21 protein-coding genes are annotated in these 25,056 nt (G+C 70.5%); 8 read left to right on the forward strand and 13 right to left on the reverse strand.

What is annotated here, in order from left to right:
• Nucleotides 1–11: 11 nt before the first annotated feature.
• The 11 genes from F1D61_RS03185 to F1D61_RS03235 all read right to left on the reverse strand — a co-directional run bounded on the left by F1D61_RS03185 (nucleotide 12) and on the right by F1D61_RS03235 (nucleotide 11,789).
• Nucleotides 12–674, reverse strand: a complete 663-nt coding sequence (locus tag F1D61_RS03185) for a cytochrome c oxidase subunit 3 (protein WP_203156486.1) — start codon at nucleotides 672–674, stop codon at nucleotides 12–14.
• Nucleotides 671–2,263 (reverse strand): cytochrome c oxidase subunit I, encoded by a 1,593-nt coding sequence (locus tag F1D61_RS03190; protein WP_203158899.1) that lies wholly within the window; start codon nucleotides 2,261–2,263, stop codon nucleotides 671–673. Before F1D61_RS03190 ends, F1D61_RS03185 begins: the two co-directional genes overlap by 4 nt.
• A gap of 79 nt (nucleotides 2,264–2,342) precedes the next feature.
• Entirely contained in the window at nucleotides 2,343–3,311 is a 969-nt protein-coding gene (gene coxB / locus F1D61_RS03195; RefSeq protein ID WP_203156487.1) for a cytochrome c oxidase subunit II, read from the reverse strand.
• The gene (locus tag F1D61_RS03200; protein WP_203156488.1) at nucleotides 3,308–3,835 is read right to left on the reverse strand and encodes a hypothetical protein; all 528 of its coding nucleotides are present in this window, start codon (nucleotides 3,833–3,835) and stop codon (nucleotides 3,308–3,310) included. The genes coxB and F1D61_RS03200 overlap by 4 nt, the downstream gene beginning before the upstream one ends.
• Complete coding sequence (locus F1D61_RS03205) at nucleotides 3,832–4,890, reverse strand: hypothetical protein (RefSeq protein ID WP_203156489.1); 1,059 nt, start codon at nucleotides 4,888–4,890, stop codon at nucleotides 3,832–3,834. Before F1D61_RS03205 ends, F1D61_RS03200 begins: the two co-directional genes overlap by 4 nt.
• Nucleotides 4,890–5,375: a c-type cytochrome gene (locus F1D61_RS03210; protein ID WP_203158900.1), complete on the reverse strand. Its 486-nt coding sequence runs from the start codon at nucleotides 5,373–5,375 to the stop codon at nucleotides 4,890–4,892. The genes F1D61_RS03205 and F1D61_RS03210 overlap by 1 nt, the downstream gene beginning before the upstream one ends.
• A gap of 53 nt (nucleotides 5,376–5,428) precedes the next feature.
• On the reverse strand, nucleotides 5,429–6,853 hold the full coding sequence (locus F1D61_RS03215) for a DUF3341 domain-containing protein (RefSeq protein WP_203156490.1): 1,425 nt from the start codon (nucleotides 6,851–6,853) through the stop codon (nucleotides 5,429–5,431).
• Complete coding sequence (gene nrfD, locus F1D61_RS03220) at nucleotides 6,787–7,419, reverse strand: NrfD/PsrC family molybdoenzyme membrane anchor subunit (protein ID WP_203156491.1); 633 nt, start codon at nucleotides 7,417–7,419, stop codon at nucleotides 6,787–6,789. The genes F1D61_RS03215 and nrfD overlap by 67 nt, the downstream gene beginning before the upstream one ends.
• Nucleotides 7,416–10,391 (reverse strand): TAT-variant-translocated molybdopterin oxidoreductase, encoded by a 2,976-nt coding sequence (locus tag F1D61_RS03225; RefSeq protein ID WP_203156492.1) that lies wholly within the window; start codon nucleotides 10,389–10,391, stop codon nucleotides 7,416–7,418. The genes nrfD and F1D61_RS03225 overlap by 4 nt, the downstream gene beginning before the upstream one ends.
• Complete coding sequence (locus tag F1D61_RS03230; RefSeq protein WP_203156493.1) at nucleotides 10,388–11,047, reverse strand: cytochrome c3 family protein; 660 nt, start codon at nucleotides 11,045–11,047, stop codon at nucleotides 10,388–10,390. Before F1D61_RS03230 ends, F1D61_RS03225 begins: the two co-directional genes overlap by 4 nt.
• 541 nt (nucleotides 11,048–11,588) lie before the next feature.
• On the reverse strand, nucleotides 11,589–11,789 hold the full coding sequence (locus tag F1D61_RS03235) for a hypothetical protein (RefSeq protein ID WP_203156494.1): 201 nt from the start codon (nucleotides 11,787–11,789) through the stop codon (nucleotides 11,589–11,591).
• A 354-nt stretch (nucleotides 11,790–12,143) separates the two neighbouring features.
• On the opposite strand from F1D61_RS03235, the gene F1D61_RS03240 reads away from it, so the two are divergent.
• Nucleotides 12,144–13,517, forward strand: a complete 1,374-nt coding sequence (locus tag F1D61_RS03240) for an MFS transporter (RefSeq protein WP_203156495.1) — start codon at nucleotides 12,144–12,146, stop codon at nucleotides 13,515–13,517.
• A gap of 180 nt (nucleotides 13,518–13,697) precedes the next feature.
• Nucleotides 13,698–15,347: an OFA family MFS transporter gene (locus tag F1D61_RS03245; protein WP_246775685.1), complete on the forward strand. Its 1,650-nt coding sequence runs from the start codon at nucleotides 13,698–13,700 to the stop codon at nucleotides 15,345–15,347.
• A 621-nt stretch (nucleotides 15,348–15,968) separates the two neighbouring features.
• Here F1D61_RS03245 and F1D61_RS03250 read toward each other — a convergent pair.
• Entirely contained in the window at nucleotides 15,969–17,513 is a 1,545-nt protein-coding gene (locus F1D61_RS03250; RefSeq protein ID WP_203158902.1) for a L,D-transpeptidase family protein, read from the reverse strand.
• 690 nt (nucleotides 17,514–18,203) lie between these two features.
• Between F1D61_RS03250 and F1D61_RS03255 the strand changes: the two genes are divergently transcribed.
• Complete coding sequence (locus tag F1D61_RS03255; protein ID WP_203153548.1) at nucleotides 18,204–19,184, forward strand: IS110 family transposase; 981 nt, start codon at nucleotides 18,204–18,206, stop codon at nucleotides 19,182–19,184.
• A 54-nt stretch (nucleotides 19,185–19,238) separates the two neighbouring features.
• Here the strand turns inward: F1D61_RS03255 and F1D61_RS03260 are convergent, their stop codons facing one another.
• On the reverse strand, nucleotides 19,239–20,192 hold the full coding sequence (locus tag F1D61_RS03260; protein ID WP_203156496.1) for an acetyl-CoA carboxylase carboxyltransferase subunit alpha: 954 nt from the start codon (nucleotides 20,190–20,192) through the stop codon (nucleotides 19,239–19,241).
• Between the two features lie 488 nt (nucleotides 20,193–20,680).
• Here F1D61_RS03260 and rpsF point away from each other — a divergent pair, with 488 nt between their 5' ends.
• From rpsF to F1D61_RS03285, 5 genes are all read left to right on the forward strand, one after another.
• Nucleotides 20,681–21,160 (forward strand): 30S ribosomal protein S6, encoded by a 480-nt coding sequence (gene rpsF / locus F1D61_RS03265; protein WP_203156497.1) that lies wholly within the window; start codon nucleotides 20,681–20,683, stop codon nucleotides 21,158–21,160.
• A 3-nt stretch (nucleotides 21,161–21,163) separates the two neighbouring features.
• On the forward strand, nucleotides 21,164–21,415 hold the full coding sequence (gene rpsR / locus F1D61_RS03270) for a 30S ribosomal protein S18 (RefSeq protein ID WP_203156498.1): 252 nt from the start codon (nucleotides 21,164–21,166) through the stop codon (nucleotides 21,413–21,415).
• A 111-nt stretch (nucleotides 21,416–21,526) separates the two neighbouring features.
• Entirely contained in the window at nucleotides 21,527–22,492 is a 966-nt protein-coding gene (locus tag F1D61_RS03275; protein ID WP_203156499.1) for a DUF2232 domain-containing protein, read from the forward strand.
• 108 nt (nucleotides 22,493–22,600) lie between these two features.
• Entirely contained in the window at nucleotides 22,601–23,173 is a 573-nt protein-coding gene (gene rplI, locus F1D61_RS03280) for a 50S ribosomal protein L9 (RefSeq protein WP_203156500.1), read from the forward strand.
• Nucleotides 23,174–23,443: 270 nt separating this feature from the next.
• Nucleotides 23,444–24,931 (forward strand): replicative DNA helicase, encoded by a 1,488-nt coding sequence (locus F1D61_RS03285; RefSeq protein ID WP_203156501.1) that lies wholly within the window; start codon nucleotides 23,444–23,446, stop codon nucleotides 24,929–24,931.
• Nucleotides 24,932–25,056 lie beyond the last annotated feature (125 nt).

Consider the following 25,056-nt stretch of genomic DNA (forward strand, 5'->3'; position numbering starts at 1 on the left):
GGAGGCGCCTCCTACCGGTTGAGTACGTAGAGGATCGGGAAGGCGAGGATCCAGATCAGGTCGATGAAGTGCCAGTAGAGTCCGAAGATCTCGATCCGGTTCTGATGGACGCTCAAGAAACCCGGCCGGCTCGCCTGCCAGGACATCACCAGCAGGATGGTGATGCCGGTCATCAGGTGGAGGCCGTGCAGGGAGGTCGCGACGTAGTAGAGGTTCACGAATAGCCGCGAGGGCGGTGAATCCTTCAGCTCGTAGGGCCGGTCGGACAGGAACGGCATCATGTGTTCCTGGTAGTCAGCGTAATATTCGTAGCCCTTGAGCAACAGGAACAGCGTGCCCAGAGCGGCGGTCGCGAGCATGAACCGGACCATGCCGCGCTGCCAGCCGAGGCGCGAGAGCTGGATCGCCCCCGACATGGTCAGGCTGGAGCCGATCAGCACCACGGTGTTGGTGGCGCCGATCCAGAACTTGAGGTGCCGCGCCGCCTCCTGGATCGCCTCCGGATGGAGCAGGCGCAGGATCAGCGCCGTCAGGAACAGGCCGGCGAAGAGCAGGAGCTCGGTCAAGAGCCAGGCCCACATGCCGAGCACGGCGGCGCGCTTCTGCTGCTCGACGGTCGCGAAGTGCGAGACGAGCTTGACGCCCACCGCGCCGTCGGTCGCTCCCGCGCTCACGAGTGCTGCCTCCCGGTCTCGCGGGCCTGGAGCGGATAGTCGTAGGGGATCTTCGGCGCCACCGGCTCGGTGAGGAAGTTGTGGGCCGGCGGCGGCGAGGGCACGGTCCATTCCAGGCCCTTGGCGTCCCAGGGGTTGGCCGGGGCCCGCTTCCCGAACCAGATCGAGTAGACGAGATAGACCATCGGGAAGAGGTAGCCGACCGCCAGGATCGTCGAGCCCGCCGAGGACAGGATGTTGAGGAACTGGAATTCCGGCGGATAGACGTGGTAGCGCCGCGGCATCCCGAGATAGCCGAGGATGAATTGCGGGAAGAAGGTGACGTTGAAGCCGATGAAGATCAGGAAAGCGGAGATCCGGCCCCAGGCCTCGATATACATCCGCCCGGTGATCTTCGGCCACCAGAAATGCAGGCCGCCGAGGAACGCCAGCACCGTGCCGCCGACCATGATGTAGTGGAAATGCGCCACGACGAAGTAGGTGGCGTGGACGTGCTGGTTGATGGCGAGCGTCGCGAGATAAAGACCCGTCAGGCCGCCGAGGACGAACAGCCCGATATAGCCCATGGCGTAGAGCATCGGCGTGTCGAGCTTGAGCGAGCCCTTGTGGATCGTCGCGGTCCAGTTGTAGACCTTGACCGCCGACGGCACCGCCACCGCGAAGCTGAGCACCGAGAACGCCACGCTGGCAAAGTCGCTCTGCCCGTTGACGAACATGTGGTGGCCCCAGACGAAGAAGGTCACCGAGGCGAGCCCGATCGCCGCATAGGCGACGAACTTGTAGCCGAACAGCTTCTTCTGGGCGAAGGCCGGGACGATCTCGGAGATCACCCCCATGCCCGGCAGCACCATGATGTAGACCGCCGGGTGCGAGTAGAACCAGAACAGGTGCTGGAACAGCACCGGATCGCCGCCATAGGCCGGATCGAACACCCCGATATGGAAGGCGCGCTCGGCGATGAGCAGGATCAGCGCCACGGTGATGACCGGGGTGGCGAGCAGGAAGATCAGGCTGGTGGCGTAGTGGGTCCAGACGAAGATCGGCAGCCGGAACCAGGTCATGCCCGGCGCCCGCATGGTGTGGATCGTCACCACGAAGTTGAGGCCGGTCAGGATCGACGAGAAGCCGACGATCGTCACGCCGATCAGTGCCGGCACCACCCAGGTATTCGAGAAGGCGGTGGAGAGCGGCGTGTAGAAGGTCCAGCCGGTGTCGACGCCGCCTAAGACCACGCTCGCCAGCGTGAACAGGGCGCCCGTCATGAACACGTACCAGGAGGCGAGGTTCAATTTCGGGAAGGCGAGGTCCCGCGCGCCGATCATCAGCGGGATCAGGAAGTTGCCGAAGGTCGCGGGGATCGAGGGGATCAGGAAGAACCACACCATCACGACCCCGTGGATCGTGAACAGCTTGTTGTAGGTGTCGTTGGTGAAGACCTGCCCGTCGGGGACGACGAGCGCCAGGCGCACGAGGCCCGCCGTCACCGCGCCGATGACGAAGAAGGCGGTGATGCTGGCGAGATACAGGAGCGCGATGCGCTTGTGGTCGGTGGTGAAGAACCACGAGCGCAGGGTGTGCTCGGCATGCAGGTAGTCGGCCCCGTGGCCGAGGCTGGAATCCGGGGTGTGGGGTCGCGCAGGGCCGGCCCGTCGGTGATCGTGCCGCTCGTCATGGCTGGGCTTCCTGCTGCGCCGTCGCCCCCGTGCTCTTGAGGTACGAAACGAGACGGTCGAGGTCGTCGGGCGGGATCACGTTGCGAAAGGCCGGCATCACCTGCTTGTAGTCGGCGGCGAGCTTCTGCCGGTTCGGGTTCAGGATCTTGTCGCGAAGATACGTCTCGTCGGCCGTCACCGTGCGGCCGTCGGCGAGCTTGACCTCGCGCCCGTAGAGGCCGGCGAGCGAGGGCGCCCGGACCTTGGCGCCGGGATCGTGGCAGGACCCGCAAGCATAGGATTCGTAGACGACGCGGCCGGCCCCGGCCTGGCCGCCCTGCTGGGCGCCGGCATTCTGGAGCCAGGCGGCATAGTCGGCCTGGGTCATCAGGGTCAGCGTGCCGTCCATCTTCGAATGGTCGGTGCCGCAATATTCCGAGCAGTACAGCCGGTAGCTGCCGGTACGGTCGGCCTTGAACCATAGCTCGGTGTAGCGGTCGGGCAGGGTCGCCATCTGCATCCGCAGGGCCGGCAGGTAGAGGTTGTGGATCACGTCCTGGCTGATCATCCGGATCTTGATCGGCTGGCCGATCGGCAGGTGCAGGTCGTTGATCTCGGATTGGCCGGTCGGGTGCTGGAACTTCCACATCCATTGCCGGCCGATCGCCTCGACCACCATGGCGTCGCCCGGCACCTGCTTCGAGATGAAGAACAGCCGGGCGCCCCAGACGAAGAAGATCAGGGTGAGCAGGAACGGGATCAGCATCCAGCTGATCTCGATCAGCACGCTGCGGACGTTGCCGTGGCTGCGGTCGGCCTCCTCGCCCTGGCGGTAGCGGATCGCGAACCACGTGATGGCGACGAAGACCGGCACCGTGAGCAGCAGGGTCAGGACCGTGAAGGCGAGGATCAGCCAGTCGGTCTCCACCGCGGTGGCGGAGGCCGCGGCCGGCCAGAGCTGGAGCGCGAGGTCGGTCGGGTTCATCGCAACGGGGCTCCGCCGGCGGGCGGGACCGGATCGAGGGGTGACGGGTCGAGGGTAAATGAATCAAGGGACTTGCCGGCGATCAGCTGCATCGCCCGCGCGACCGGGATGCGGGCGCGCCCGTCGGGAAGGGCCGCGTAGGTGGTGAGCTGCGCCTTGTCCCGCGCCTCCTGGCGGGCGAGGTCCTCGTAGGGAGCCCCCTGGAGGTTCGGTGGCGGCGGCTGCACCTTGGCCGTCTGCTGCGGCGTGAGGCGCGGGGTGCCGGCGACGTGCCAGGCACCGAACAGGTGCATCATCAGCCCGACCGCGCCGATCGCCAGGGCGACCGAGCCGGCGAGCCCCGCCACCACGAAGGCGGTGCGGCGGACGTCGACATCCTCCTCCTCGAACCCATCCGGGTTGTGCGGGCCGTGATCGGGCTCGCTCGGCGCGGCGGGCTTCATGCCGGAGAGCCGCAGGAGTCCCGCTGCCGCGACGGCCGAGAGCAGGGCGAAGGGGCCGGGCCGGGTGATGCCGTCGCTCACGAGACCTGCCCCCGCAGGCGGCGGTCGACCGGGCCGTAGAGGCCGCCGGCGACGCCCACCACCCCGACGAGCGCCAGCGCGTCGGCCCAGGTGAACTTGAAGGCGCCGCGAAAGCCCGGCGTGACGAGCCAGAAGATCTCGGCGCCGTGGAGCAGCAGGATCAGGAGGGCGATGCCGGCGAGGAGCGCCGGCCGGCCGGCGGTCCGGCGCGGGATCAGGACCAGGACAGCCAGCACCATCACGCCGATCCCGGCCCAGACGCCGAGGCGGCCGAGCGCCCCGTCGCGGGCGAGGTACCAGCGCGCCTCCTCGGGGAGGTTGGCCGACCACACGGTGAGATACTGGCACGCATGGACGAAGCCCCAGATCGCCAGGAGCACCAGGATCGGGTCGGCGAAGGCGGCGGCGGTGCGCTGGTCGCGGCCGGGCCGACCGGAGGAATCGCGCGCCGCGATCAGGGCCGCCGCGGAGAGGGCCAGCCCCGCCTGGATCGTCATCACCAGGAGGCCGAAGGCGGTCGAGGCGAGGCCCGGATCGGCCGATTGCACCCAATCCTCCGCCGCCAGCGTGCCGGTGACCGTGGTGAGGATCAGGCCGAGCACCGCCCGGTTCCGGCGCCGGTCCGCCGCCGGGCTGCCGGGCTCGGCGGCCGGGCGCCGGAAGGTGTTGGCGAGCCAGAGCCAGGCCGCGAGATAGGCGAGGCTGCGCAGAATGAAGAAGAGCGGCGTGAACCAGACGGCGGCGAAGGGCGTGCGCGGCGGCACGCCCCGGTCCCACGGGTAGAGGCCGTTGAGGCTCAGGAGCACGGGCAGCAGCAGCAGGCCGGCGATGGGCAGCAGGCCGAGCAGGCGACGCAGGGAGGCGGCCATGGGACCTGCGGCAAAGCCCGCGAGTTCGAGCCCCATCAAGAGCGGCAGGGCGCCGACCGGCAGGGCCACCAGCACCAGCCAGGCGGCGAGATAGGACGGCATCACCGGGCTGCCGGCGGCGCCCGCGAGCGCGCAGGCCGCCAAGGCCGCCACGCCGAGGGCAAACGAGATCGGGCGACGGCTCATCATTTGCCCCCCGGGTTGGTGCGGCTCGCCGCGACGGCGGCCTGGTCCTCCGCCGGCAGGCTCGCCGGCGTCGCGCCCTGGCTCAGTTGCAGGGCGCGGATATACGCGGTGATCGCCCAGCGGTCGGCCGGCGGCACCTGCGGCCCATAAGGCAGCATGGTGCCCTTACCGTTCGTGATCACGTCATAAAAATGTTGGGCCGGGGCCGCGCGCAGGCGGGCCTCGTCGAAGGCGGGCGGGCGCGGATAGCCGCGCTGCACGATCAGCCCGTCGCCGTGGCCGGCCCCGCCGTGGCAGGGCGTGCAGAACACGTCGTAGCGCTCCTGGCCCCGCGCCAGCAGGGCGGGGTCGGCGGAGGCCGGCTGGGGCACCGGCCGGTCGGGGCTCTTGCGCGCCACGGTGCCGGGCACCGGCTGGCGCATCGTCTGGTTCTGCGGGAAGAACGGGTTCGCGTCCCAGGTCCTGGATTTGGGCTGGCTCACCATGTCGGCCTGGTCGCAGGCCGCCAGCGCGAGAGGCAGCAGGAGGACGAGGCGCTTCACAGCGGCACCCTCCGGACCATCAGCGGCCGCCCTTGCGGCAGCCGCGCCAGGGCCTGCTCGATCCGGGCCGGATCGAAGCGCGGTCCCGCCGCCTCGAGCGCCAGGAAGAACCGGTCCTCGCTGGCGCGGCAAAAGCCCGGAATCGCGAAGGCCGGGTGGTTGAGCCGCGGCAGGCGGTTCTGGAACAGCAGCGCCAGCAACGCCGTCAGCCCGCCGCACAGGGTGCCGAACGACACGCTCGGCACCAGGAAGGCCTGCCAGGAGAAGCGCGGCCGCCCGCCGACATCGAACACGTAGTCGAAGCCGGTGGCGTAGAGGCACATCCCCATGAAGGCGACGCCCCCACACAGCGCCGCCCCGAGGGCGAGGAGCGGCAGGATTCCGGCCGGGCGCTCCAATATTTCGGCGGCACGCCGCATCGGCACCGGGCCGTAGGTCTCGATCCGGGCGCCGAGATCCCGTGCCTTCAGGGCCTTCACCGCGTCCGCGAGGGCGCCGGCATCGTCGAACTCGGCGCTGATGCCCCAGAGCCGCGCATCGTCCGTCTCGGCCGGGGTCGGCGCCCGCTCGCCGCTCGGCCGCCCGTCCGGGTGGCTCTCGGCGAAGCGCCGGGTCTCGGCGATCGAGACCATCGGCAGGGTGCGAAGCCCCAGCAGCAGCAGGGCGAGGAACAGCCCGACCGTGCCGGCAAGCGTCGCGAGGCCCCAGGCGCCCATCGCATAGGGGTGGGCCGAGGAGGGCAGGAAATCGTGGCTGAGCGTCACGATCAGCAGCATGAAATGGTCGCCGAAGCTGCCGATGGCCGCCGCCACGCCGACCAGCGCCACGACGAGGCCGGAGCGGCGGAAGCGGGCAAACCAGAACAGCTGCACCGGCATGAGGGCGAGGATCACGATGATCCAGAACGCCCAGGCATGCGAGCCGGAGAGCCGGCGCACCAGCACCGCCCGGTCGAAGGCGTCGCCGTGGAGCAGGCTCGAGAAGATCTCGGTCGCGTAGCAATAGGCCGAGGCGAGACCGAGGCCGAGCATCAGCCGGGCCATGAGCGCGACGTGCCGTGCGGTGATCAGCGCGTCGAGGTGCAAGGCCCGGCGCACCAGCACGGTGAGCGCGGCGGTGACCCCGACGCCCGCGAGCAGCGAGGCGGCGAGGAAGCTCACCGGCAGGAGCGTGTCGTGCCAGCCCGGCAGGACGGTGCCGGCGAGCATCACCGAGGCTCCGGTCTGGAGCGAGACGACGAGGACGAGGGCGAGGCCGGACAGGGTGCGGGTGGCCATCAGCCAGCGCTCCCAATGGGTCGAGGCCCCGCGCCAGCCGAGCGCCAGGATGCCGTAGGCCTGCGCCTTCAGGAGCGTCAGCCGCCGGGTCCGTCCGCGCTCGTCGGCCTCCGTGAGCGCCGCCTCGAAGGCGCGGTCGCGCAAGGTCGCGAAGTCGGGCAGGAGGCCGACATACCACAGCGAGAGGCAGACCCCCAGGAAGCTGATGATGTCGATCGCGTCCCAGACGAGCGGCGAGCGGAATTGCGGCCAGAGCGCCAGGGTGTTGGGTAGGGCAGGGTCCAGTAGAACACCCAGGGGCGCCCGAGATGGATGATCGGGTAGAGCGCGGCGGCCGCCGCCGCCAGGATCGCGGTCGTCTCGGCGATGCGGTCGATGCCGGAGCGCCAGGCCGCGCCGGTGAGCCGCAGGGTCGCGGAGGTGAGGAGCGCCCCGCAGGCGATGCCGATCCACCAATCGTAGGCGACGATGTCGAGCGCCCAGACGACCGGATTGTTGTTGTGCCAGATGCCGACGCCGTTCAGCAGCAGCCAGGCGAGGGTGACGGCGAAGACGCCGAGAAGCCCGCAGGCCCCCGCGAAGGCGATCCACCAGGCCCGCGAGCGGGTGCGGGCCGGGGCGCCGGTGACGGCGCGGCCGATCGAGGCGAAATCCTCGCCCTTGCCGAGGAGGCCGGCCCGGGCCGGAAGAGGGGTGACCGTCCCGCTCACAGGGCGCTCCCGGGCTTGACGGCAGCCTCCTCGACCAGCCGGGCGAGGTAGGTGGTGCGCGGCTTGGTGTTGAGTTCGGCCAGCAGCCCGTAATTGCGCGGATCGGCGGCAGCCGCGGCGACCCGGCTGCCGGAATCGCGCAAATCCCCGAAGGTGATGGCGCGCGTCGGGCAGGCACCCTGGCAGGCGGTCTCGACCGCGCCGTCGCGGATCGGGGCGTGGTCGCCTAACGTCGAATCGATCCGCGCCGCGGCGATGCGCTGGACGCAGTAGGTGCATTTCTCCATCACGCCGCGGGCGCGGACGGTGACCTCCGGGTTGCGCTGCTGCTGCTGCACCGGCGCCATGTCGCCGGAATAATCGAGGTAGTTGAAGCGCCGGACCTTGTACGGGCAGTAGCTGGAGCAGGCGCGCGTCCCGACGCAGCGGTTGTAGACCATGAGGTTCAGCCCCTCGCGGTCGTGGACGGTGGCCTCCACCGGGCAGCCGACCTCGCAGGGCGCCTGCTCGCAATGCATGCAGGGCACCGGCATGAAATGGGTCTTGGGGGCGTCGAGCCCGCCCTCGTAGTAGCGGTCGATCCGGAGCCAGTGCAGCCAGCGGCCGAGAGCCACCTCTTCCTTGCCGACGACCGGGATGTTGTTCTCGGACTGGCAGGCGGTGACGCAGGCATTGCAGCCGATGCAGGCGTCGAGGTCGATCACCATGCCCCAGGCGCGCTCGTGATCGTAGCGCCCACCGGCTGAGGTCGGGGCCGGGGGATAGAGCGAGGGCAGGGCCTCGCGGGAGGCGACGGGAGTGGCGCTCCCCACGGCCTGGACGCGGACGAAGTCGTGCCCCTCCATCGTGCCGTGGTCTTGCGTGGTGACCGGCGGCGCCTTGCGGCCGGTCTTTGCCAGGGTCGCCTCGGCGAGGCGCCAGGGCGTGGCGCTGGCGCGCAGGGGCGAGGCGTCGTAGCCGAGGCCGTCCGCCAGCTGCTCGGGGATCCGCCGGCCGTAGCCGAGGAAGACCGTGACCGCGTCGTCGGCCTGGCCCGGCTGGATCCAGGCCGGCCCCTCGATCCGCCGCCCCCCGGCTTCGAGACTCACGACGTCGCCCTGGCGCAGCGCCTCGCGCTCGGCGAGGACGGGACTCACCGCGATCACGTTGCCCCACACCACCTTGGTCAGGGGCTTGGGCAGTTCCTGCAGCCAGGCGAGGTTGGCGAGGCTCCCGTCCCACACCGTCGCGTCGGGCCGGAACAGCACCTCGACCCGCCTTGCCGGGCCCGCAGGGGAGGGGGCGGGACGGGGGGCCGCCACGGTGACGGGCAGGGTTGCGCCGACGGTCTCGGGCGGGAGCGCGGTGCTCTCCAGGAAGCCGGCTTGCAGGAAGGTCGCGCGCCGGCTCGCCCAGGCGGCCTCGGACTCGCCGGGTTGGCGCCAATGGGCGTCGAACAGGGCAGCGCCGTCCTTCGCCTCGGAATCCGTCAGGATCGACAGGATCTCCGGCACCGACCGGCCGTCATAGAGCGGGCGGATCGTCGGCTGGATCAGCGTCACCGTGCCATCGAGGGACCGGGCATCGCCCCAGGTTTCGAGCGGGTGGGCGAGCGGCAGGTTCCAGTCGCAGTGGAAGGCGGTCTCGTCCTGGTAGAGCCCGGCATGGATCTTGAGCGGCACGCGCGCCAGCGCGTCGAGGAAGCCGAGATCGCCCGGCGCCTCGTAGACCGGGTTGACGTCGAGCATCACCAGGACCTGCACCTCGCCCCGGCCCATCGCCTCGGTGAGGGCCGACAGGGGCTCGGGATCGAGGACCGGCACCGGCGCGGTGTGGAACACCGTCCGGCCGGTATTGCCCAAAGCCGCGTTGAGGCGGTGGACCTGGGCCAGCAGCTCCGGCCCGGCCTGGGTCCCGGCCAGCACGATCCCGTCGCCGCGGGCGGCGTTCAGCGCCGCGAAGGCTTTGTGGCGCCATGCGGCGGCCGGGCCGCTGCGGTCCTCCGCCGTGCCCCCTCCGGCCTCCGCGAGGAGGTCACGGATCAGCGCGTCGAGGCCGTCGGAGCCGACCACGAGGGGGGCATCGGCCTTGGCCGAGGTCAGGTTCGGGCTCGGGCCGGCATGGTGGAGGGTCAGGAGACGCCCCTCGCCGGCGGCCTTGCGGCGGGCCTCGATCCAGTCCCGCGCCTGCCCGACCTGGCCCGGCCCGGGATCGAGCACGTCGCCGTCCAGCGAGACGACGACCCGCGCCCGGTCGAAGCGCCAGCGGGTCTCGAGCGGCCGGCCATAGGCACGGCGGGCGCCCTCGTAGAGCGCGTCGCGCCCGACCGGGGCCGAGACGTACCAGCGCAGGCCCGGGAAATCCCGGCGCATCGCGGCGATTTGCGCGGCCAGCGACGGCGAGGTCACCGGCCCGGTGACGAGGTGGAGGCCGCGCCCGCCCTCCGCGGCCTTGAGCGCCGCGACGCGTCCGGTCATCGCGGCGCGGAAGGCCTGCCAGGAACTCGGCCGGCCGAGATGCTGCGGGGTCTGGAGCCGGAACGGATCGTAGAGCCCGAGCACCGAGGCCTGGGCGAACACGTCGGTGCCGCCGCGGCTCCAGGGATGCTCGGCATTGCCCTCGATCTTGAGCGGCCGGCCGTTGCGGGTGGTGACCGCGATGCCGTTGGCGAAGCCGTCGATCAGCGCCGCCGAGGCATAGGCGAGGGGGGCGCCCGGGACGATCCGCTCGGGCTGGCGGACATACGGGACCTCTTTCGTGCGCCCGTCCGGCTGGCCGCAGGCGGCCAATCCGCTCATCGCGAAGGAGGCGGCCATCAGCTTGAGGAAGCCGCGCCGGTCGGGAGCGGCGGCGAGCCGCGCGGCGGCCGGATACTCGGTGTCGAGGAAGGCGCGGAACTCGGGCGAATCCGCCACCGCGTCGAGGCTGCGCCAGAAGGCCGGGCCGTCGCCGCCGGCGAGGCGGGCGCGAAGGACCGCGATGTCGTCGCTCATCGGTGGCAGATCCCGCATTCGGTCAGCCGCTCGCCGCCGCGGATATGGTACTGGCGCACCAGCTCCGGCCCGAGCGTCGCCTGGTTCGCCGGCGGGCTCCAGGTCATGTTCAGGATCTGGTCCTTCGGCCGCACGTATTTCTCGGGGTTGCGGTGGCAATCGAGGCAGAAGCTCATCTCGAAGGCGTTGGCCCGGTAGGTGAGCTGCATGTCGGTGACGCTGCCGTGGCAGGTCGAGCAGCCGATGCCGTTGGTCACGTGGACGGCGTGGTTGTAGTAGACATAGCCCGGCAGCTTGTTCAGGCGGGTCCAGACCAGGGGCTGGTCCTTGGCGTAGCTCGCCCGCACCGGCTCCAGCATGTCCGAGCCGGACCAGATCTGGCTGTGGCAGGTCATGCAGGTCTGGGTCGGCGGGATGCCGGCGGTGGCCTGGCTCTCGACCGTGGTGTGGCAGTAGCGGCAATCGATCTTCAATTCGCCCGCATGGTGCTTGTGGCTGAACGGCACCGGCTGGGCCGGTGCCACACCGACGCCCGTGACGTAGGACGAGCGCACCAGCCCCGCCCCCACCACCGGCAAAGCCGCCAGGCAGGCGGCCCCGGTGAGGAGCGCGAGGCGCAGGAGGGCATCGGCGCCCGGCGCGAAGAGCTGGCGCACGGCGTCAGGCCCCGATCCGGGGATGTGCCGACGCGACATGCCTCAAGGCGGGAATCACGCTCTGCACGCCGTCCTCGTCACCACGCTGCCGTTCAGTTCCGAACGATGCCAATCTACGTGGCGCAGCGCCCGGCCCCGGCCAGATGCCGCGCGTGCGGGAAAGGCCGAATGTCACAGTGGGGCCACGGACGGGGTGGGACGATCCCGATTCGGGTCGCGTAACGGGCAGGGCTGTCCGAGGAAAATTTCTTTTAGATCAAGCGCGGGATCCCCTCTCCCGTGTGGGAGAGGGGTAGGGGCGATCGAAGATCGCGCGAGGGTGATACGATTCAGTATCAAGCGCTGAGCGTCGAGCTGTCAGCACAACGGTCACAGCTTTACACGGAACCGTGTCACCCTCACCCCCGGCCCCTCTCCCACTCGGGAGAGGGGAGGCGCGCTTTTTTCTTTCCCCGGACAGCCCTGCCTCTGCGGGGGAGGGGGAAACCCGCGCCCTTTTCGCCGAACAGCCCCGCCGCAGAACGGGCAGGAGCCGATCGGCTCACGCCGCCCGGCTTTGCGCCACCGGGCAGATGTCCGGGCTTCCCCCGTCGTCCGTGCTCCAGCGGCAGGCCAAGCGGCCGGTCTGCGGATCGAGCGACCAGGTGGCGCGCAGGACGGCCTTCGGCGCCGGCACGGAGGGGGCGGACAGGCGGACGGAGACGGCGCCCTTCGGCGCGAAGGGCAGGATGGTGAAGGTCATGGGGCACCTCTCGGGGGCGGCCGTCCGCGCGGCCGGCGCCCACGAGAGCGCGCCCGATCAGGCGTCCCTGCGAGAAGCGGCCGGCGCGAACGGCGCGGTCGATCGACTGTGACTGTCGCTCGGCATGGGGTTGACGGGTCCTGGAGTGAGGTGGCGGGGCGCGAAGACCGGCCCGGGCCACGACGGCTCCATACGCCTCCGGGCCGGTCTGTCAACACGCTTTCGCCGGGCGTCCGAGCGGCGGACACGCGCTCCCCGCGCAGGGGCCGGATGAGCCCGGAGGTGATGCGGCGGGGCCGGCTTTCCGCTACGGCTCGAAGGAGCCCGAACAGTCTGACAGGGAGCGCGGGACGCATGACGGGAACGGCGGGGCCGGTGACGGCGGAGGTGGCCGACGGCCTGCCGACCCGGGAGAGGCTGTGGGCGATGCTGGCGATCGGCATCGCCATGTCGATGGCGGTGCTCGACGGCGCCATCGTCAACGTCGCCCTGCCGGTGATGGCCCGCGACCTGCACGTCAGCCCGGGCGCCGCGATCTTCGTCACCAACGGCTACCAGCTCGCCGTCACCGCCTCCCTGCTGCCGCTGGCCTCGCTCGGCGACATCCTCGGCTACAAGCGGGTCTACTGCACGGGGCTGGCCCTGTTCGCCGCCGCCTCGCTCGCCTGCGCGCTCGCCGGCTCGTTGCCGGTGCTGGTCGCGGCCCGCATCGTCCAGGGCTTGGGGGCCGCCGGGATCATGAGCGTCAACATCGCGCTCGTGCGCTTCATCTATCCGCACCGGATGATCGGCCGCGGCGTGGGCACCATGGCGCTCATCGTGGCGATCGCCTCGGCGGCGGGCCCGAGCGTCGCGGCCGCCGTGCTGTCGGTGGCGAGCTGGCCGTGGCTGTTTCTCGTCAACGTGCCGCTCGGCCTCGCGGCCCTGGTGCTCGCCACCCGGATGCTGCCGGTCACACCCCGCAGCGGCGCCCGCTTCGACGCGGTGAGCGCGCTCCTCAACGCCGTGTTCTTCTGCCTGCTGATCACCGGCGTCGACGGGCTCGGCGAGCCGGGCCGCAGCGGCACGGCGCTCGCCCTGCTGGCCGGGGCGGCGATCGTCGGCACCGCCTTCGTGTGGATGCAGGCCCGCCTGCCGGCGCCGCTCCTGCCGATCGACCTCCTGCGCATCCCGGTCTTCGCCCTGTCGATGGTGAGCTCGGTCTGCTCGTTCTCGGCCCAGATGATGGCCTACGTGGCGCTGCCGTTCTACTTCCAGGACGTGCTCCACCTCACCAGCACCCAGACCGGGGTGCTGATGACGCCCTGGCCGATCGCCATCGCGGTGATCGCTCCCTTCGCCGGGCGGCTGGCCGACCGTTATCCGCCGGGGCTCCTCGGCGGCATCGGCCTCGTCGCGCTCTCGGCCGGCCTCGCCCTGATGGCCAGCGCGCCGCCCGACGCCTCCCCGCTGTCGATCGCCCTGCGGCTCACCGTGTGCGGCCTCGGCTTCGGGCTGTTCCAGTCGCCCAACAACAAGGTCATCATCACCAGCGCCCCGCGGGAGCGCAGCGGCGGCGCCAGCGGCATGCAATCGACCGCCCGGCTGCTGGGCCAGTCCCTCGGCGCCGCGATGGTGGCGGTGATCTTCGGCTATCTCCACACCGGCGGCACCGTGACGGTGCTGTGGCTGGCGAGCGCGCTCGCCCTGGCCGGCTCCGTCGCGAGCGGGCTGCGGGTCCGGCGCTGACGGGACCGCACCGGGCTGCCACGCCGGGTGCGGCAGAGTGCCATACGTAACATTCACGACGCGCGAAGGTTGAATTCGCCATCGCGACGACTCCCATGGATGAGATCGCCGGCCTAAACGTGGCCGGTGAACCGGCCGGCAGGGACCTGTGCCGAGGGACCGGACGTGAGGAGGAGCGACGTGGACGCGCGCGTCATCGATCGAACCGCCGGTGCGTCCGCACCCGGCGTCCTGAGCCGCGAGCGCATCGTCGCGCAAGCCGGCTTCAACCGCTGGCTCGTGCCCCCGGCGGCGCTCGCCATCCATCTCTGCATCGGGATGTCCTACGGGCTGTCGGTGTTCTGGCTGCCGCTGTCGCGGGCGCTCAGCGTCGGCCAACCCGCACCGGCGGCCTGCCCCGACATGGGGCTCGCCACCGCCCTCGTCACCACGACCTGCGACTGGCGCGTCAGCGACCTCGTCCTCACCTTCTCGATCGGCATCGTGATGCTGGGCCTCTCGGCGGCCCTGTTCGGCGGCTGGCTCGAGCGCGCCGGCCCGCGCAAGGCCGGGCTCGCCGCCGCCCTGTGCTGGAGCGGCGGCTTCCTCATCGGGGCGCTCGGCGTCTTCCTGCACCAGCTCTGGCTGATCTGGCTCGGCATGGGGCTGATCGGCGGCATCGGCCTCGGTCTCGGCTACATCTCGCCGGTCTCGACCCTGGTGAAGTGGTTCCCGGACCGGCGCGGCATGGCGACCGGCATGGCGATCATGGGCTTCGGCGGCGGCGCGATGATCGGCTCGCCGCTCGCCGACCTGCTGATCACCCGCTTCAAGGGCCCGGATTCCGCCGGCGTGTGGCAGACGCTCGCCGTGATGGGAGCGGGCTACCTCGTCGTCATGCTCTGCGGCGCCTTCGGCTACCGCGTGCCCCCGGCCGGCTGGCGCCCCGACGGCTGGACCCCGCCCGCCGCCCGCAACCGGATGATCACCAGCGGGCACGTCCACCTGCGCGACGCGCACCGGACGCCCCAGTTCTGGCTGCTCTGGGCGATGCTGTGCCTGAACGTCTCGGCCGGGATCGGCGTCCTGGCGCTGGCCTCGCCGATGCTCCAGGAAATCTTCGGCGGCGCGCTGATCGGCCAGCCCCAGGTCGGGTTCGGGCAGCTCGACGCCGGGCAGAGGGCGCAGGTCGCCGCGATCGCCGCCGGCTTCGTCGGATTGTTGTCGCTGTTCAACATCCTGGGCCGGTTCTTCTGGGCGACGCTCTCCGACCGCATCGGCCGCAAAGTCACCTACGCGACCTTCTTCGCGCTGGGCTGCGTGCTCTACGCGGCGGCGCCCTGGGCGGCCGGCATCGGCTCGAAGGCGCTGTTCGTGCTGTTCTTCTGCGTGATCCTGTCGATGTATGGCGGCGGCTTCGCGACGATTCCCGCCTATCTGGCGGACGTGTTCGGCACCCAGTTCGTCGGCGCGATCCACGGGCGGCTCCTCACCGCCTGGTCGACGGCGGGCGTGGTCGGCCCGCTCGTCGTGACGGCGATCCGGCAGGCGCAGGTCGATGCCGGGGTGCAGGGCGCGGCCCTCTACGGGCGCACGCTGCTGATCCTGGCGGGCTTCCTGGCGGTCGGCTTCGTGGCGAACCTCCTGGTGCGGTCGCTCGCCGAGCGCTGGTTCATGACGCCGTCCGACCTGCCCGCCGCGGCGGCTGCGAGCGATCCGGCGGGTGGTGCCTACGGGATCGGCCGGGGCGGCCTGACCCCGGCGGCGGCGCTCGCCTGGGCGGCGGTCGGCCTGCCGATCCTGTGGGGCGTCTGGATCACGCTGGCGAAGGCGCTGATCCTGTTCCGCTGAGCAGCGTTCGCCGAGCCGGCTACCGGTTCGGCGACAATGATGATGTATGAGTGAGAAGATGCGCGGACTTGCTTCGTACAAATCAAGGCACACGGCAACGATCCGCGGCTAGAGCACTTCACAAAATTCCCGCTGCACCGACGCCGCCACAGCGGCCGATAATGGCGACCGGGAGTTTTATGAGAGACGCTTAATCTGACGCTACTGATACTCGCTGTGTCATAAGGCTCTTCCGCCCAACCCTCCCCCCTCTGCGGGGGAGGGTGGTCCCTGCGTCAGCAGGGGCCGGGAGAGGGGCAGCGCGACGATGCTCCAGGTAGCGCTCTTCATGAAGCGCGCGACATTTCCGGAAGCGTGGTTCCCCTCTCCCGGCCTGCTCTGCAGGCCACCCTCCCCCGCAGAGGGGGGAGGGTTCTGCGCGGCGTCGTCGCTCCCGCACCGCTCAACCTGCTGTGTCGTGCCCTGTACTTGCACTCGGCAGAGGCGACATCCGTCCCACCTGCTGCGGGGGCCGGAGGGGCGGGGTTCCACTTCTCACCCTCACCTCCTGGATCATCCGAAGATCATATTCGAGGCGAGGGACACAGCAGGGGCTCGATCCGCCGAGCGGCGTCCTCAGCCTCAGTTCGCCGGCTGCGAGGCGGCGACGCGGTTGCGGTTCGGCGCCTCGGTGCGCTTGCCGGCCTCGGGCGCCTTCTCCGCCGGCTTGGCGGCGGGCTTCGTCTCGGCCGCATGCTTGGCGTCGGCGGGCTTGCCGTCGGCCTTCGTCGCGGCTGCAGGGTTGAGCCCGTCGACCTTCACGGACGCCGTGTGGGCGGCCGGGTGGAACCGGGCGGTGACCTTCTTCGGCAGCGGCGCGGCCGGCGAGATCGCCGCGAGCGTGGTCGTGTCAGCCGCCGGCAGGGCGGCAGGGGCGACCGGGGGCGCCGCCGGAGCGCCGCCGAACAGGTTGCCCAGCAGCTTGCGATAGGCCGCGGGGTCGCCGTCGGCGCTCGCCACGGTGATCGGTGCCGCCGGGGCCGCGGCCTGCGCGGCCTCGCGGGTCGGGATCGGGGCCGGGGTCGTCGCCGGGGCCGCGAAGGCGAGCGCGGTCGGCTTCACCGCCCCGTGCTTCCCCTTCTCGTGCTTGGGATCGAACTTCGGGTCCATCTTGGCGAGCAGGACCGGCTTCACCTTCGGCTCGATCGTGATCTCCTCGGGCGCCGCCGCCAGGGCCTCGGGCCGGCTCACGATGCCCATGTTCGGCCGCGGCTGGGCCTGCTCGGCGAAGAGCTGGGTGCTCGGCGCGGTCTCGCGGAAGAACGGGTGCTGGCCGCCATCCTGGTAGACGAGGCGGGTTGCCGCCGTGCCCTTGGCGACGAGCTCGGCCACCTCGACCTCGTCCTTCTGGCGCTTGGCGACGACGAGGGGATCGACCTTCGGGTTGCAGGCGCCCGCCGCCGCGTCCGAGCCGCCGAACACGTAGCGCGTGCCGCAGACGCCGACCCGCGGCTCCTCGTGCAGGGTCTCGAAATAGTCCGAGCCCTCCTTCAGGTTGCGCCAGAAGCCGATATTCGGGTCGTTGCGGAACTTGGCGAGGTTCTGCGCCGTCATCCGGAACGGATAGGACTGGAACTGGAACGCCCGCTGCCCGCCGGCGAAGGCCTCGCGGGCGATGGCGTAGATCTCGGCGATCGCCTCGTCGGTCATCGCGAAGCAGCCGGCGGACGAGCAGGTGCCGTGCACCATCAGGTAGCTGCCGGTGCGGCCGTTGGCGCGGTCGAAGGCGTTGGGATAGCCGGTATCGAAGGACAGGTAGTAGGACGAGTTCGGGTTCATCTGACCCATGGCGATGGGATAGAACCCCTCCGGCGCCTGCCGGTCGCCCTCGCGCACCTTCGGCCCGAGCTGGCCCGACCACCGGCAGATCGGGAAGGTCTTGAGCAGCGCGTACTGGCCGTCGGTGCCGCGCTTCCAGACCTCCATCTCCGATTCCTTCTTGAAGGCGCGGATCAGGATCGGGTCGCGGGGCGACATGTTCTTCGTCGCCATCAGGGCGACGGTCTTTTGCGGGATCGGCTCGCGGGCCCGGGCCGAGCCGGCGGCCGAGAACCCGGCATCCTGGCACGCCCCGAGGGACAGGGCGACGACGAGCCCGCTCGCCGCCAGCACCGGACGCATCGCCAGACGCACCATTGGGAACCCCGCCTTCTCGCCATCGGACCGCCGGCACACTGACGCCGCGGACCGGTCTCCCCAACCCCATAGCTTCGTTAAACTTACCCGGCTCTTACCGCAAGAACGGTTAAGATTGCGGGGAGTCGTTCAACGGCCTGCGTGCCAAGAAGGCGGCGCACGGCATCGCGGGGTTCACCCGCGAAGACATCCGTCCGGTCTTCGGCAAAACCAAGGCCGGGTTGTGTCTGGGCGGTGTGGGTTGTGCGGGGCTGTGGAAGATGGGGATTGGAGCATCCATGCTCCCTGGGGACATGGTCCCGCGACGGTCCTGCCACCCTCCGCGTCATCCCGGGGCCGCGAAGCGGAGCCCGGGATCCAGAACCGCGGATGGATCAGGAAAAGGCGGGCACCGCTCCGCTTCGTTCGCCAAAAACCGAGCGTCTGGATCCCGGGCTCCGCTTTCGCGGCCCCGGGATTGTCTGTTGGTTCGGTTGTAGAGTGATCCCGTTCCGCCTCGGCGGTATGCCCGGTCCGGATGGCCATCCGGACCGGGCGCGGATCGGTCGAGCGTCCCGGGATGGGGCTCGCGCCCGTCGTCATCTGGCTCGCCGGTCCGCATTCCTCGCCACGCTTGATGAGTTGCCTGGGCCTCTCCTCGACGCCCGCAGACAATCCCAAGCGGCCTCAGGATAGACCCGGATGACCCAACCCGCCACCTCACCCACCCGCTTCATCGGAGCCGATGTCGGCAAAGCCGAGATCGTCCTCCACGACAGCCGCGGCAACGCTCGTCACACCATCCCCAACAAGCCCAAGGACCTCGCCGCCTTCGCCGCCAAAGCGGACCTCGATGCGACCTGCCTCGTCATCTGCGAAGCCACCGGCGGCTACGAGGATGCTCTGCTGGCCGCTCTCCTCGCCGTCGGATGCCCCGCCCACCGCGCCGACGCCCGCAAGGTCAAGGCGTTCATCCACTCCTACGGCACCCTCGCCAAGACCGACGCCCTCGACGCCAAGGCCCTGGCGGCTTACGGCCGGGAGCGCCACACCTCCCTGGCCCGCTGGCAAGCCCCTGATCCCGATCAGGAAAACCTCCAGAGCCTGGTGCTCACCCGCGCCGACTTCGTGGCTCAGCGCACCGCCAACCGCAATCGTCTGGCCGCGCCGGGATCTGGACCCGTCCAGGCTTATCTGGAAACCCTCATCACCGCCCTGTCCGAGCAGATCGAGGCGATCGAGGAGGCGATGGCCGAGACCCTGCGCAAGGCCGCCGCGCTCAGCCGGGCCAAGAAGGCGCTGACCTCGATCAAGGGCATCGGCGACACCTCTGCCATCATCCTGCTCGCCCTGATGCCCGAGCTCGGCCGTATCGACCGGCGCCAGGCGACGTCCCTGGCCGGACTCGCCCCGCATCCCAACCAGAGCGGGACCACCGAGCGCTACCGACGCACAAAGGGCGGACGGCCCGAGATCAAGCAGGCTCTGTTCCTCCCCGCCCTGACCGCTACCCGCTTCAACCCCGTGCTCAAAGACACCTACCAGCGCCTCATCGCAGCGGGCAAAAAGCCCATCGTGGCGATCGTCGCCATCATGCGACGCCTCCTCGTCATCGCCAACGCACGCCTGCGCGATGCCTACGCCGAGGAGCAAAAAATCGCGCTCGCAACCGAAGCCAACTGAGTTGATGACGCGGAGGACTTCAGATCGGTCGAGTGAGACGCAGATATCCTGACATCACAGGCTCCGGCCGATCTCCAGGAACTTCTGCGCCCGGCGGTCGCGCAAGGTCTCGGCGTCGAGGGCCGAGAGCGGCTCCAGGGCAGCCGCGATCGCGTCGCCGGCGGCCCGGATGGCGGCCTCGCCGTCGCGGTGGGCGCCGCCGGTGGGCTCGGGGATGATGCCGTCGATCACGCCGAGGCGCAGCAGGTCCTGGGCGGTGATCTTCATCGCGGTGGCGGCGTCCTGGGCCCGGCCGGCATCGCGCCACAGGATCGAGGCGGCGCCCTCCGGCGAGATCACGCTGTAGATCGAATGCTCCAGCATCAGCACGGTGTTGGCGGTGGCGAGCGCGATGGCGCCGCCCGAGCCGCCCTCGCCGATCACCACCGTGACGTTCGGGGTCGGCAGGCCGAGGCAGGCTTCCGTCGAGCGGGCGATGGCCTCGGCCTGCCCGCGCTCCTCCGCCTCGATGCCCGGATAGGCGCCGGCCGTGTCGACGAAGGTGAGGACCGGCAGGCCGAAGCGGCCGGCGAGCCCCATCAGGCGCACCGCCTTGCGGTAGCCCTCGGGCTTGGCCATGCCGAAATTGTGCCGGATGCGGGCCTCGGTGTTGGCGCCCTTCTCCTGGCCGATGACGCAGACCGGCCGGCCGCGGAAGCGGCCGAAGCCGCCGACCACCGCCTCGTCCTCGCCGAAGACGCGGTCGCCGGCGAGCGGCTGGAACTCCTCGATCAGCCCGGCGCAGTAATCGACGAAGTGCGGCCGCTGGGGATGGCGGGCCACCTGCGTCTTCTGCCACGGGGTGAGGCCGGCATAGAGCTCGGCGAGCGCCGCCGCGGCCTTGGCCTCCAACCGCGCCACGTCCTCGCTGATCGCCACCGCGCCGTCGCGGTCGCCGAGGGCCTTCAGCTCCTCAAGCTTCGCCTCGAGCTCGGCCACGGGCTTTTCGAAGTCGAGGTAGGAGCGCATCGGGACCTGTGCTGTGTCGGGCCGGCGTCGCGGGGGCTCGGGGGGAGGCCGGGGCCTGGGAGGAGCCTTGGCGGAGATGGGCGGCCCATCGGGGACCGGGCGGCGCGGAGGCTTGGCGGAGGGGCCGGCCCGTGTCAACCCGGGACGCCGGCCGGGCGGTGCCTGAGAACCGGGCGGAAACGAACACGTTCGGGGCTCCGCTTGCCACGGTCCGGACACCCTGCCTCTTGCCCTCCCGTGAAAACCTGCTATAGGCCGCGCCTCGCGTTCGCTCCGGCCGGGGGCTGAACGGACGGTGTCGGGCTGTCATGGCTCGGCATAGGGGTTCGCCCCGTCGTCCCGTGTCTCCGCCTTCGAACAACCGCTCGGGCCTTTGCAGGCTCGAAGGGCTTGGCGCCGTGCGACGCGAGGACGAACCGGCCCGACGCCCGAAACCGCTTCCCGCGTTGTCGTGCAGCGGGCCTTAGTCTCCCTGAGAAAGGCCCATCATGGCTCTCTACGAGCATGTGTTCCTGGCTCGCCAGGACGTGACCTCGCAGCAGGTCGAAACGATGATCGAGACCTACAAGTCCGTCATCGAGCAGAACGGCGGCAAGGTCGAGAAGACCGAGATGTGGGGCGTGAAGTCTCTCGCCTACCGCATCCGGAAGAACCGCAAGGCGCATTTCACCCTCCTGAACATCGACGCTCCCCCGGCGGCCCTCGCCGAGATGGAGCGCCAGATGCGCATCTCCGAGGACGTGCTGCGCTTCATGACCGTGCGCGTCGAGGAGCTCGAGTCCGAGCCGTCCGCGATGATGCAGAAGCGCGACCGCGACGAGCGCAAGGACCGCGAGCGCGGCCGTCGCCGCGACGACGACGGCTTCGGCGGCGGCTTCGGCGGCGGTGACCGCCCCGAGCGCGGCGACCGTCCGGAGCGCGCCGAGCGCGCCGACCGGCCCGAGCGCAACACGAACGAGGAGCAGTAAGCCATGGCTTTCGGTGCTGGTGGCGGCGGTGGCCGTCGTCCGTTCTTCCGTCGGCGCAAGACCTGCCCGTTCTCGGGCCCCAACGCCCCGAAGATCGACTTCAAGGACGTCAAGCTGCTCTCGCGCTACGTCTCCGAGCGCGGCAAGATCGTGCCCTCGCGCATCACCGCGGTGTCGGCCAAGAAGCAGCGCGAGCTCGCCCAGGCGATCAAGCGCGCCCGCTTCCTGGGCTTCCTGCCCTACGTGATCCGCTAAACGTCTGATCAACAACCCGGCGGCCTCTCGCCGCCGGGTCGCTGGGGCGGTCCTGGAACCGCCTCTAACCGCGCCCGGACCGGGCGGCGGGACAGCGGGCATAAGGTTTCCATGCTTCGTCACACCGGCATCGGCGTCATCGCCGGCCTCGCCTCGGCGCTCCTGATCGGAGTCGTCGTCCAGGCGACGCCGCTCGCGCTCGCCCTCTACCTGCTCGCCCCGCTGCCGATCCTGATCGTGGCGATGGGCTGGAGCCACCGGACCGGCCTCGTGGCCGCCGCCTCCGGCACGCTCGCCCTTGCCCTCGTCGCCTCCCCCTTGCGCGGCCTCGCCTTCCTGGTCTCGACCGCCCTGCCGGCCTGGTGGCTCGGCTACCTCGCGCTGTTGGGGCGTCCCAAAGCGTCCGGTGGGACGACGTCCGGCGAGATGGAATGGTACCCGACCGGGCGCCTGCTCGCCTGGGTCGCCGTCACCGCGGCCGTCGCCCTCGTCGTCGTGGTGATGCTGTCGTCGGGCGATCACGCCGCCTACCAGGACCGGGTCCGCCGCCTCGCCCGGGCGATGCTCCAGCTCCAGATCCAGGAAGCCCCGTCCCGGGGCACCGGCCTGGAGGAGGACGACCTCGCCCGCATCGCCGAGCGGGTCGCGGGCCTCGCTCCCGCCATCATGGCGACCACCTTCACCCTGCTGCTCACCTTCTATCTCTGGGCCGGCGCCCGGGTGGTGCAGATCTCCGGCCGCCTCGCCCGGCCCTGGCCGGACCTCCCCGCCACCGCCCTGCCGCGCCGGGCCCTGTGGGGATTGGTCGTCGGCGCCGTGCTCTCGGTCGCGCCGGGCTATGCCGGCGCCTTCGGGGTCGCGCTGCTCGGCGCCCTCTCGACGGCGCTCGCCCTCCAGGGCCTCGCCGCGCTGCACGACCGCAGCCGGGGCAAGCCCGGCCGCGTACCGATGCTGATCGGCCTCTACGTGCTGGTCTTTCTGACGCAGGGCCTGGCGCTCGCGGCGCTCGCCCTGTTCGGCCTCGTCGATGCCCTGACCGGGCGGCGCCGCGCGGCGCAAGCTCCGCCGGTGGCCTGACGCAACCGAATCCCCGGGCCGCCCCGGCGACCCGGATCCCCGACGGCGGGCACGCTCCGCCATCACACCCAGAGGCCGACGAGGCCTCGCAAACGAAGGACGACGACCATGGAAGTGATCCTGCTCGAGCGCGTGGCCAAGCTCGGCCAGATGGGCGAGACCGTGAAGGTGAAGGCGGGCTTCGCCCGCAACTTCCTGCTCGCCCGCGGCAAGGCCCTGCGCGCCACGGAAGGCAACAAGAAGCGCTTCGAGGACCAGCGCGCCCAGCTCGAGGCCCGCAACCTCGAGCGTCGCGCCGAGGCCGAGAAGGTCGGCGAGACCCTGAACGGCAAGAGCTTCGTGCTGATCCGCCAGGCCGGCGAGACCGGCGTGCTCTACGGCTCGGTCTCCCCGCGCGACCTCGCCGAGGTGGTGACCCAGGAGGGCTTCACCATCAACCGCGACCAGTTCAACATCGCGCAGCCGATCAAGACGCTCGGCCTGCACACCGTCCCGGTCGTGCTGCACCCCGAGGTCGAGGTCTCCGTGACCGTCAACATCGCCCGCAGCCCCGAGGAGGCCGAGCGCCAGGCCCGCGGCGAGTCGACCACCACCCGCGAGGAGTTCAACCTCGACGATCTCGGCCTCGAGGTCGGTGCCGCCCTCGCCGAGGCCGGCCCGGACGCCAGCCTCGACCGCTGATCGATCCACGGCTCTTACCCGCCTCGGGTGGGGAGAACCGGGACAGCGGGGACAAGCCCGGGATCCGGGCTTGACTTGTTCCCATTTTGTTCCAGCATGGCGGGGTCCGCGGCGCGAGTCGCGGGCCCCGCTGTCGTTTCGAACCACCGTTCGCCACCCTTCGGTCAAGGTTTGGTCAACGATGGCGGTGCGATGGTCGCCGCAGCGTTTGTTCTGACACGCGGTCGCCCCGACCCGTGCCGCCCCCTCGATGAGCCGGAGCCCCGCCGGATGGCCATTCCCAGCACCCTGACGGCGAATCTCGAACCCGTGCAGCAGGAATACCGCGTCGCGCCGCACAACATCGACGCGGAGCAGGCGCTGCTCGGCGCGATCCTGGTGAACAACGACGCGTTCTACCGGGTCTCGGACTTCCTGCTGCCCGAGCACTTCATGGAGGAGGTGCACCGGCGGATCTACGAGGTGTCGATCACGCTGATCAAGGCCGGCAAGCTCGCCAGCCCGATCACGCTGAAGACCTATCTGGGCGACGCCGATCTCGGCGGCCTCACGGTCGGCCAGTACCTCGCCCGGCTCGCCGCCGAGGCGACGACGGTCATCAACTCCGAGCATTACGGCCGCACGATCTACGACCTGGCGCTGCGCCGGCGCCTGATCACCATCGGCGAGGACCTGGTCAACGGCGCCTACGAGGCCCCGGTCGAGACCTCGCCGCGCGAGCAGATCGAGGCGACCGAGCGCCGGCTCTACGAACTCGCCGAGACCGGCAAGTACGACGGCGGCTTCCAGAAGTTCTCCGACGCCCTGACGGCGGCGGTGGACATGGCGGCCAAGGCCTATCAGCGCGAGGGCCGGCTGTCGGGCATCGCCACCGGCCTGTCCGACCTCGACGCCAAGATGGGCGGCCTGCAGGCCTCGGACCTGATCATCCTCGCCGGCCGCCCCGGCATGGGCAAGACCTCGCTCGCCACCAACATCGCGTTCAACATTGCCAAGGCCTATGTCGGCGAGAAGCAGCCCGACGGCTCGATCGCGACCAAGAACGGCGGCATCGTCGGCTTCTTCTCCCTCGAAATGTCGGCCGAGCAGCTCGCCACCCGCATCATCGCCGAGCAATCCGGCGTCGCCTCCTACAAGATCCGCCGCGGCGACATCCGGCCGGAGGAATTCTACAAGATCACCGACGCCGCCCGGGACATGCAGACGATCCCGTTTTACATCGACCAGACCGGCGGCATCTCGATCGCCCAGCTCGCCGCCCGGGCCCGCCGGCTCAAGCGCCAGCGCGGCCTCGACCTCCTCGTCGTCGACTACCTCCAGCTCCTGTCCGGCTCGTCCAAGAAGGGCGAGAACCGGGTGCAGGAGATGACCGAGATCACCACCGGCATGAAGGCGCTCGCCAAGGAGCTGGCGGTGCCGATCGTCGCCCTGTCGCAGCTCTCGCGCCAGGTCGAGGCCCGCGACGACAAGCGGCCGCAGCTCTCGGACCTGCGCGAATCGGGCTCGATCGAGCAGGATGCCGACGTGGTGATGTTCGTGTTCCGCGAGGAATACTACGTCAAGAACAAGAAGCCGCGCGAGGGCACGGAAGAGTTCTTCACCTGGGAAGCCGAGATGAACCGCGTCTACGGCAAGGCCGAGGTGATCCTCGGCAAGCAGCGCCACGGCCCGACCGGCACGGTCGAGCTCCAGTTCGACGCCGAGATCACCCGGTTCTCGAACCTGGCCCAGGGCGACCGGCTGCCCGACAACCACTGACGCCTGCGCGATTCGCGCGAGGGAACCCACACCCTCGGTGTCATCCTGGGGCTCGGCTGCGCGGCCCCGGGATGACACGGTGAGTGATCGAGCGGAGCGCTGAGACGATCAGCAGCCTGACTTTT

The organism is Methylobacterium aquaticum (genome assembly GCF_016804325.1).
Classification (GTDB): Bacteria; Pseudomonadota; Alphaproteobacteria; order Rhizobiales; family Beijerinckiaceae; genus Methylobacterium; species Methylobacterium aquaticum_C.

Bases quoted from the DNA above. Each gene is read 5' to 3' on its own strand.
- F1D61_RS03275 (WP_203156499.1), top strand. From the start codon at position 21,527: ATGCTTCGTCACACCGGCATCGGCGTCATCGCCGGCCTCGCCTCGGCG.
- rpsF (WP_203156497.1), top strand. From the start codon at position 20,681: ATGGCTCTCTACGAGCATGTGTTCCTGGCTCGCCAGGACGTGACCTCG.
- F1D61_RS03235 (WP_203156494.1), bottom strand. From the start codon at position 11,789: ATGACCTTCACCATCCTGCCCTTCGCGCCGAAGGGCGCCGTCTCCGTC.
- F1D61_RS03285 (WP_203156501.1), top strand. From the start codon at position 23,444: ATGGCCATTCCCAGCACCCTGACGGCGAATCTCGAACCCGTGCAGCAG.
- rpsR (WP_203156498.1), top strand. From the start codon at position 21,164: ATGGCTTTCGGTGCTGGTGGCGGCGGTGGCCGTCGTCCGTTCTTCCGT.
- coxB (WP_203156487.1), bottom strand. From the start codon at position 3,311: ATGAACCCGACCGACCTCGCGCTCCAGCTCTGGCCGGCCGCGGCCTCC.
- F1D61_RS03225 (WP_203156492.1), bottom strand. From the start codon at position 10,391: ATGAGCGACGACATCGCGGTCCTTCGCGCCCGCCTCGCCGGCGGCGAC.
- rplI (WP_203156500.1), top strand. From the start codon at position 22,601: ATGGAAGTGATCCTGCTCGAGCGCGTGGCCAAGCTCGGCCAGATGGGC.
- F1D61_RS03240 (WP_203156495.1), top strand. From the start codon at position 12,144: ATGACGGGAACGGCGGGGCCGGTGACGGCGGAGGTGGCCGACGGCCTG.
- F1D61_RS03205 (WP_203156489.1), bottom strand. From the start codon at position 4,890: ATGAGCCGTCGCCCGATCTCGTTTGCCCTCGGCGTGGCGGCCTTGGCG.
- F1D61_RS03260 (WP_203156496.1), bottom strand. From the start codon at position 20,192: ATGCGCTCCTACCTCGACTTCGAAAAGCCCGTGGCCGAGCTCGAGGCG.
- F1D61_RS03255 (WP_203153548.1), top strand. From the start codon at position 18,204: ATGACCCAACCCGCCACCTCACCCACCCGCTTCATCGGAGCCGATGTC.
- F1D61_RS03210 (WP_203158900.1), bottom strand. From the start codon at position 5,375: ATGGTGAGCCAGCCCAAATCCAGGACCTGGGACGCGAACCCGTTCTTC.